9 protein-coding genes are annotated in these 8,004 nt (G+C 73.2%); 1 reads left to right on the top strand and 8 read right to left on the bottom strand.

The window, feature by feature from the left end; translation table 11 throughout:
* The first annotated feature begins 220 nt into the window (after positions 1-220).
* Positions 221-1,417, top strand: coding sequence for an LLM class flavin-dependent oxidoreductase (locus VFW24_17790; GenBank protein ID HEX5268621.1), 1,197 nt, complete (start codon positions 221-223; stop codon positions 1,415-1,417).
* A gap of 27 nt (positions 1,418-1,444) precedes the next feature.
* On the opposite strand, the gene gcvPB is transcribed toward VFW24_17790, so the two are convergent.
* The 8 genes from gcvPB to VFW24_17750 all read right to left on the bottom strand — a co-directional run.
* A complete protein-coding gene (gene gcvPB, locus VFW24_17785) occupies positions 1,445-2,980 on the bottom strand; it encodes an aminomethyl-transferring glycine dehydrogenase subunit GcvPB (GenBank protein ID HEX5268620.1) in 1,536 nt (511 codons plus the stop codon).
* Complete coding sequence (gene gcvPA / locus VFW24_17780) at positions 2,980-4,326, bottom strand: aminomethyl-transferring glycine dehydrogenase subunit GcvPA (GenBank protein ID HEX5268619.1); 1,347 nt, start codon at positions 4,324-4,326, stop codon at positions 2,980-2,982. Before gcvPA ends, gcvPB begins: the two co-directional genes overlap by 1 nt.
* 31 nt (positions 4,327-4,357) lie before the next feature.
* Positions 4,358-5,413 (bottom strand): glycine cleavage system aminomethyltransferase GcvT, encoded by a 1,056-nt coding sequence (gene gcvT / locus VFW24_17775; GenBank protein ID HEX5268618.1) that lies wholly within the window; start codon positions 5,411-5,413, stop codon positions 4,358-4,360.
* A 48-nt stretch (positions 5,414-5,461) separates the two neighbouring features.
* A complete protein-coding gene (locus VFW24_17770) occupies positions 5,462-5,815 on the bottom strand; it encodes a hypothetical protein (GenBank protein HEX5268617.1) in 354 nt (117 codons plus the stop codon).
* A gap of 94 nt (positions 5,816-5,909) precedes the next feature.
* The gene (locus VFW24_17765; GenBank protein HEX5268616.1) at positions 5,910-6,410 is read right to left on the bottom strand and encodes a MerR family transcriptional regulator; all 501 of its coding nucleotides are present in this window, start codon (positions 6,408-6,410) and stop codon (positions 5,910-5,912) included.
* 105 nt (positions 6,411-6,515) lie between these two features.
* The gene (locus tag VFW24_17760; protein ID HEX5268615.1) at positions 6,516-7,010 is read right to left on the bottom strand and encodes a bifunctional nuclease family protein; all 495 of its coding nucleotides are present in this window, start codon (positions 7,008-7,010) and stop codon (positions 6,516-6,518) included.
* Between the two features lie 9 nt (positions 7,011-7,019).
* Positions 7,020-7,577: a hypoxanthine phosphoribosyltransferase gene (gene hpt / locus VFW24_17755; protein HEX5268614.1), complete on the bottom strand. Its 558-nt coding sequence runs from the start codon at positions 7,575-7,577 to the stop codon at positions 7,020-7,022.
* On the bottom strand, positions 7,578-8,004 hold a 427-nt coding region (locus VFW24_17750; protein HEX5268613.1), incomplete at its 5' end, for a hypothetical protein.

Genomic DNA, 8,004 nt, shown 5'->3' with positions numbered 1-8,004 from the left:
GGGGCCGGTCCTCGGCCGTCACCGCCTCGACGAGGTGGTCGAGCGCCTCCTCCAGCGCCGTCAATTCCATGGGTGTATTTCACCAGGAGGGTGTGACAGTGCCGGGAAAGGACCCGGACGGCATGTAACGGAATCAGAGGGTCCCAGAGAGTCCCGGGCCCGGGCCGCCCACCGCCGCCACAATTGACCGTGCGGTCAAGGCCGGGAAAGCTTCAGCGCCATGGACTGGCCGCTGCGGTTCGGCATCTTCATGGCTCCCTTCCACCCGTCGGGGCAGAACCCGACCCTGGCCCTCGAGAGGGACCTGGAGCTGATCCAGCGCCTCGACCAGCTCGGCTACGACGAGGCCTGGATCGGGGAGCACCACTCGGCCGGCTACGAGATCATCGCCTCGCCGGAGGTGTTCATGGCCGTGGCGGCCGAACGCACCCGCCACATCCGCCTCGGGACCGGGGTGAGCTCGCTCCCATACCACCACCCATTGCTGCTGGCCGACCGGATGGTCCTGCTCGACCACCTGACCCGGGGCCGGGTGATGTTCGGGGTCGGTCCGGGGGCCCTCCCGTCCGACGCCTACATGATGGGCATCGACTCCCTGCGCCAGCGGGAGATGATGGAGGAGTCGCTCGAGGCCATCCTGGCCCTGCTCGAGGGCTCGGAGCCGGTGACCAGGGAGACCGACTGGTTCACGCTCCGCGACGCCCGCCTCCACCTCCGGCCCTACACCCATCCCCGCTTCGAGATCGGGGTGGCGGCCCAGGTCTCGCCCGCCGGTCCCCGCGCCGCCGGCCGCTTCGGACTGTCGCTGCTGTCGCTGGGCGCCACCACGACCGGCGGCTTCGACGTCCTCGGCTCCCACTGGGACGTCATGGAGGAGCGGGCGGCCGAGTTCGGCACCACCGTCGATCGCCAGCGGTGGCGCCTCGTCGGGCCGATGCATCTGGCCCCGACCGAGGAGCAGGCCCGGGCCGAGGTCGCCTACGGCCTGGCGGACTGGGCGTACTACTTCACCAAGGTGGCCGCCCTTCCCATTGCCCCCGACACCGACGACCCCGACGAGCTGGTCGATGCCCTCAACAAGACCGGGATGTCGGTCATCGGCACGCCCGACATGGCCGCCGCCCAGATCCAGCGCCTGATCGACCAGTCCGGGGGCTTCGGCACCTATCTGTTCATGGCCCACGACTGGGCCGACCCCGTGGCGACCCTGCGCTCCTACGAGCTGTTCGCCAAGGAGGTCATGCCGCTGTTCCAGGGATCGGCGCAGAGCACGGTCGCCTCGCAGGACTGGGCCACGGCCAACCGCCCACAGTTCATGGGCGCCGCCACCGGCGCCGTCGTGAAGGCCATCCAGGACCACCACGCCGAGAAGGCGGAGAGGACCGAGCGGGAGTCGCAGCCCTCCGGCGCCGACTGAACGCCAGACGGAACGGCCGACTGAACGTCAGTCGGCGGGGCGGGCGTCCCAGGTGGGCACCAGCTGCCGGGCCGCCCGGGCCTCGTCGACCCGTCCGACCGGCGTGGTGCGGGGGGCCAGCGCGGCCGACGGGGAGCCGACACCTAGATCCGAGCCGGACGCCGCCTCCTCCAACGCCTCGGCGGCGATGCGCTCGAGGGCCTCGGCCAACGCCTCGACCGTCTGGAGGCTCTCGGTCTCGGTCGGCTCGATCATCAGCGCCTCGTCCACGATCAGCGGGAAGTAGACGGTCGGGGCGTGGAAGCCCTCCTCGAGCAGCCGCTTGGCGACGTCGAGGGCGCGCACCCCGGTGCGGCGCTTGAGGGTCGCGGTCGAGGCCACGAACTCGTGCATGCTCGGGCGGTCGAACGGGATGTCGTAGCTGGACGACAGGCGCCGGCGCAGCCAGTTGGCGTTGAGCACGGCGGCGTCGGCCACCCGGCGCAGGCCGTCGGAGCCGTTGGCGAGGATGTAGGCGTAGGCCCGCGCCAGGACCAGGGCGTTGCCGTGCCAGGAGTGGATGCGCCCGATGGAGCGGGGCGGCTCCTCCCAGTCCAGCACGCCGTCGCCGCGCCGCATGGGCCGGGGACCCGGCAGGAACGGGACCAGCCGCTCGGCCACCGCCACCGGACCGGCCCCCGGGCCTCCGCCGCCGTGCGGGGTGGCGAAGGTCTTGTGCAGGTTCATGTGCACGATGTCGAAGCCCATGTCCCCCGGCCGGGTCACCCCGAGGATGGCGTTGAGGTTGGCGCCGTCGTAATAGAGGAGGCCGCCCACCCGGTGCACGGCGGCGGCTATCTCGACGATGTCCTCCTCGAACAGGCCGAGGGTGTTGGGGTTGGTGAGCATGATCCCGGCCACGTCGGTGTCCAGCGCGGCGCGCAGCGCCGCCAGGTCGACGCAGCCGCGGTCGTCGGAGGGCACGGTGGTGACGTCGTAGCCCCCGAGGGTCACCGAGGCCGGGTTGGTGCCGTGGGCGGAGTCGGGGATGATCACCCGCCGGCGCTCGTCACCGGCGGCGGCGTGCCAGGCGCGCATCAACAGGAGCCCGGTGAGCTCCCCCGCCGCCCCCGCAGCCGGCTGCAGCGTGGCCGCCGCCATTCCGGTGATGGCGCACAGGGCGGACTCCAGCTCGACGAGCAGCTCCAGCCACCCCTGCGACAGCGCCGCCGGCGCCCCCGGGTGCACCCGGGCCAGCCCGGGCAGGGCCGCCACCTCGTCGCAGACCTTGGGGTTGTACTTCATCGTGCACGAGCCCAGGGGGTAGGCGCCCACGTCCACCGAGTACTGGCGGTGGGTGAGCCGGGTGAAGTGGGCCACCAGGTCGCGCTCGGACACCTCCACCGTGTCCACCGCCTCAGGGCGAAGGTGCTCCTCCCCCACCAGCTCCTCCGCCCCCCACTCGGGTATCCCGGTCGAGCGGAAAGAAGCCGAACGCCGCCCGGGCCGGGACAGCTCGAAGAGCGTCGGCTCGTGGTCCCGGCCCAGAACCGGGGCGCTGGAGGCCCGTCCGCCGCCGGCCATCAGCGCACCGCCTTCTCGAAGGCGGCGGCGTAGGCGTCGATCTCCGCCCGGGTGCGCCGCTCGGTGACGGCCACGAGGAGGCAGTCCTCGTAGGGCGTCGCCTCGTAGCCGGGACCGACCGCCACCCCGGCCAGGAAACCCTCGTCGGCGAGCCGGTCGACGACGGTGGCCGCCGGCACGGAGGTGCGCACCGCGAACTCGCGCAGGGTCGGGGCGGGCGCCGCCGGCGTGACCCCGTCGATGCCGAGCAGCGCCTCCCGGCAGTAGCGCGTGCCCCGGGCGCAGCGCAGCGCCAGCTCGCGCAGGCCCGAGGTGCCCAACCAGCCCAGCTGGATGGCGGCGGTCACCGCCATCAGCGTCTGGTTGGTGCACACGTTGGAAGACGCCTTCTCCCGGCGAATGTCCTGCTCGCGCGCCCGCAGCGTCGTCACATAGGCGCGCCGGCCGCCGCCGTCGACGGTCTCGCCCACCAGGCGACCCGGGAGCCGGCGCACGAGGGAGCTCCGGCAGCTGAACAGGCCCAGGTAGGGACCGCCGAACCCGAGGGCGGTGCCGAGGGGCTGGCCCTCCCCCACCACCACGTCGGCGCCCTGCTCGCCGGGCGTTCGCAGCAACCCGGACGCAACCGGGTCGGCCGCCACCAGCAGGAGGGCGCCGGCGGCGTCAGCGACCCGGCGCGCATCGGGGAGGCTCTCGAGGCAGCCGAGGAAGTTCGGGGACTGGGCCAGCAGGGCCGCCGGGGCCTCGGCGCCGGACGCCACCTCCGGCCACGCCGTCACCCCGTCGACGAGGGGGACCTCGACGATCTCGTGCCCGGTCCCGGCTGCGAACGTGCGCATCACCTGGCGCCAGTGCGGGTGCACCCCCTGAGACACCCACATGCGGTTGCGCCCGGTCTGGGCCCCGGCCAGGTTGACGGCCTCGACGCACGCGCTGGCCCCGTCGTACAGCGAGGCGTTGCTGATCTCCATGCCGGTGATGCGGCCGAGCAGCGTCTGGAACTCGAACAGCGCCTGCAGGACCCCCTGCGCCACCTCGGGCTGGTACGGCGTGTACGAGGTGACGAACTCCGAGCGCCCGGCCAGGGCCCGGGTGGCGGCCGGGATGTCGTGGTCGTAGGCGCCCGCCCCGGCAAAGCACACCAGCTCCGCGCCCCGGTTGCGGCCCCCCAGCTGCTGCAGGCGGTCGAGGACGTCGGCCTCGGACAGCCCGGTGGGCAGGTCGAGCCCCCCGGCGAGCCGCAACGCCGGGGGCACGACGCTGAACAGCTCGTCCAGGCCCTCGAGCCCGAGGAACCCCAGCATCTCCTCGAGCTCCTCGTCGGTGTGCGGTACGTAGCCGGCCACGCGCTCGCTCCTCGATCCTCGATCCCGACCGCTATCCCTTGGCGCCCACGAAGGGCGTCTTCACGACCTGCGCCGCCACCGGGCGGCCGCGCATCTCGATCTCGGCCCCGTCCCCGACGGCGACGTCGGGGGGCACGAACGCCAGGGCGATCCCCCGCTCCAGGCACGGCGAGAAGTTCCCGCTCGTCACCTCGCCCACCGGCTTGCCGGCGCGCATCACCGGGTACCCGGCCCGGGGCGGCTGCCGGCCGTCGCAGACCAGGCCCCGGAGCGACCGGTGCGGCCCCCGCTCGCGCTCCGCCTCGAGGGCGGCGCGCCCCCGGAACGGGCCCTTGTCCCAGCCGACCACCCAACCCAGCCCCGCCTGCAGCGGGGTGATCCCCGGCCCGAGCTCGTGGCCGTGCAGCGGCAGCCCCGCCTCGAGGCGAAGGGTGTCGCGCGCCCCCAGCCCGGCCGGCCCGGCGCCCGCCGCCACCACTGCCTCCCAGAACGCCGGGGCGAGAGCGGCGGGGACGGCGCACTCCACCCCGTCCTCGCCCGTGTAACCGGTGCCCGCCACCAGGCACCGCTGCCCCGACCACTCGAAGGTGGCGACGTGGAAGCGCCCCACCTCGGCGGCCTCGGGCGCGACCCGGGCCACGACGCCGCGCGCCTCGGGGCCCTGAACGGCGATGACGGCGCGCTCCGCCGTCACGTCCACGCCGGGCACGGCGGCGGTGACCCGGTCCGTGTTCGACGCGTTGGGCATGACGTCGAAGCGCTCGGGCTCCACCCACCACACGATGATGTCGTCGAGCACCGACCCGTCCTCGGCGTCGAGGAGGTGGGTGTACTGGGCCCGGCCGGGGCCGACGCGGCGGAGGTCGTTGGTGAGCGCCGCCTGCAGGGCGTCGAAGGCGTCCGGACCCTGCACCCGCACGGTGCCCAGGTGGCTGACGTCGAAGACGGCGCACTCCCGGCGGCAGGCCAGGTGCTCGGCCACCGTGCCCGGCGGGTAGCTGAGCGGCATGTCCCAGCCGGCGAAGTCCACCATCCGCGCCCCCGCCGCCCGGTGCACGGCGTCCAGCGGGGAGGTCCGGGCCGTCATCCTGGGGCCGAGACTACCGGCGCCCCGGTCCGTCCCCCGACCCCGGGCTCAGGAGACCAGGTCTAAGCCGGGGTCCAGCGGCAGCGCCAGCGACACGCGGTCGCGCGCCGCCTCCTCGGGGTCGGCCGGCGCCGGCACCTCCTGGGACGGAGGCTCGAGGCCGTACTTGACCAGGAGGTTGAGGTAGTCGCGCTGGTAGAAGACCCGGATGTTGATCTCGGGGTGCAGCTCACGCAGCCGGCGGACCTTGCGGTTCTTCTTGGTCACCAGCTTCTGGTTGAGCGTGGTGATCTCGATGAACAGGTCGTAGGCCGGGAGGTGGAAGTCGGGCCGGAAGGCGAGCGCCGGCTCCCCCGCCGCGTCCCACTCGAGGATGAACTCGGTGGGCTCGTACTGCCACACGATCCCGTAGAAGTCGAGGAGGCGGGCGAACTGCCGCTCCGAGTTGTGCGCGAAGCGGACGGCTTCGTGCGGCTGGAGGGCAGGGGGCAGCGCTCTACCCCCCCGTGCCGGAGCGGGGCAGGTCCCGGCCCCCCGAGGGGGACCCCGCCGCCGCCGGGACCGGAGCGCCGAGCGTCGTGATGGCGGCGTCGATCTCCTCCACCACCCCGGCCAGCGGCAGGATGTTCAGCACGCCCTGGCCGCCCTTCAGCAGGTCGATGACCGCTTCCTCGCTGCGGGCCAGCACCGACTGGCCCTCCCCCAGCACGAGGTTGGCGCTGGCCAGGTCCTCCCCCAACCCCTCCCGCAGGCACTGGATGGCCCGGCGGGCCTGCTGCAGGGAGACGCCGGCGTCGAGCAGACGCTTGATGACCTTGAGCTCGACCAGGTCCCGGTAGGAGTAGCGGCGCTGGGTGCCGCTCCCCTTGGCCTCGGAGATCGAGGGCCGGAGCAGGTCGGTCCGGGCCCAGTAGTCCAGCTGCCGGTAGGTGATGCCCACGATCGAGCACACCTGGGGCCCCCGGAACCCCTCCGCGCCAACACCCTCGGGTGGCACCCGGTGCCTCCTCCGTCCGGTCACACCGGCGTAACTACGCCGGTGTCAGTACGGTAGCACGACGGCCCCGAAGCGTGAAGGTGCCTCCCGGCGGCGGGACCCGCCTCAGCCGAAATCTTCGGGGCGGACGCCCTGGATGAACTCCCGGAACTGGTCGACCAGCTCCTCGGCGCCCACCTCGTCGTCGCCCTCGTCGTCGGCCTGGAGGATGAAGCCCTCGCTGTCGAGCAGCTCGTCGGCCACGAACAGCGGGGTCTGGGTCCGTACCGCCACGGCGATGGCGTCCGAGGGCCGGGAGGACACGACGATCTCCCGCCCCCCGCTCTCGAGGTGCATCTCGGCGAAGTACGTCGTGTCACGCAGCTCGGTGACCACCACCCGGGCCAGCCGGGCCCCGAGCGCGGTGAGGACGTCCCGCACCAGGTCGTGGGTCATGGGCCGCTCCGTCACCACGCCCTCGAGGGCCAGGGCTATGGCGCGGGCCTCGGGCGCCCCGATGAAGATCGGCAGGGTCCGCGCCCCCTCGCGCTCCTGGAGGAGGACCACCGGGCTCTTCGACTGGATGTCCACCCGCACGGCCGCCAGCTGGACCTCGACCATGGGCCAAATCTAACCGGGGAAAAGCTCGGGCACGTGGGCATCGGGATCGTCGCGGAGGGCGTCGAGGTCACCCGCCACGATCGACGGAAGATTGCGGTAGCGGCCGGCGTAGTCGAGCCCGTAACCGAGCACGAAGGAGTCGTCGATCTCGAATCCGACAAAGCGTACGGGTGTCGGCACGATGCGCCGCGTCGACTTGTCGAGGAGCGCGCACACCTCGAGTGACGCGGGCTGGCGGCGGGCCAGCTCCCCCACCACGTAGGTGAGGGTGAGGCCGGTGTCCACGATGTCCTCGACGAGGACCACGTCGCGCCCGCAGATGTCCTGGTCGAGGTCCTTGACGATCCGGACCCGGCCGGGGTCGGGGGCATAGGCGGAGATGGCCAGGAAGTCGACCTCCGGCGGGGCGGTCATGGCCCGGACCAGGTCGGCCAGGAACCACACGCTGCCCTTGAGCACGGCCACCAGCAGGACCCCGGTCGGATAGGCCGCCGAGAGCGCCGCCCCCAGCCGGGCCACGCCCGCCCGCAGCTCGTCGGCCGGCACCAGGACCCGTACGCCGGGCACCTACCCCCCGGTGATGTCGCGCAGGGCCAGCCGCAGCATCGAGTCCCGGAGCCGGCCGCCCAGCTCGGACAGGTCCCGGGCGGTCTGCATGGCCTCCCCCCGGGCGCGGGGATTGCGCTGCTTGAGCAGCGGGGTCACGATCTGCTCGAAGAAGCCGGACTCCCGCTCGGCCGCGGTCTTGTACATCCGGAGGTGGCGGGCCTCCACCCCGAAGCGGCGGAACTCGGCCGCCAGCCGCCCGACGACCAGGGACTCCTCGTCGTAGTAGACGGTGCGGGCCACCGGCCGGCCGACGATGAGGCCGAAGCGCTCGAGGTCGCGTACCGCCGAGTCGTCGAGCCCGCTGGCCTCCACCAGCTCGTCGAAGGTGAGGCTGACGGAGGTGACGCCGACCGAGAGGACCGGCGTGGCGGTGACGGCCGGGGCG

This window comes from Acidimicrobiales bacterium (assembly GCA_036273495.1).
Lineage (GTDB): Bacteria > Actinomycetota > Acidimicrobiia > Acidimicrobiales > JAJPHE01 > DASSEU01.
Note: the sequence above shows the minus strand (reverse complement) of the source record. Positions and strands in the feature narration are given on the sequence as shown.

What these genes read in the sequence shown, in the direction of transcription:
- VFW24_17790 (HEX5268621.1), top strand. Translation starts at nt 221, where the DNA reads ATGGACTGGCCGCTGCGGTTCGGCATCTTCATGGCTCCCTTCCACCCG.
- gcvPB (HEX5268620.1), bottom strand. Translation starts at nt 2,980, where the DNA reads ATGGCCGGCGGCGGACGGGCCTCCAGCGCCCCGGTTCTGGGCCGGGAC.
- gcvT (HEX5268618.1), bottom strand. Translation starts at nt 5,413, where the DNA reads ATGACGGCCCGGACCTCCCCGCTGGACGCCGTGCACCGGGCGGCGGGG.
- VFW24_17760 (HEX5268615.1), bottom strand. Translation starts at nt 7,010, where the DNA reads ATGGTCGAGGTCCAGCTGGCGGCCGTGCGGGTGGACATCCAGTCGAAG.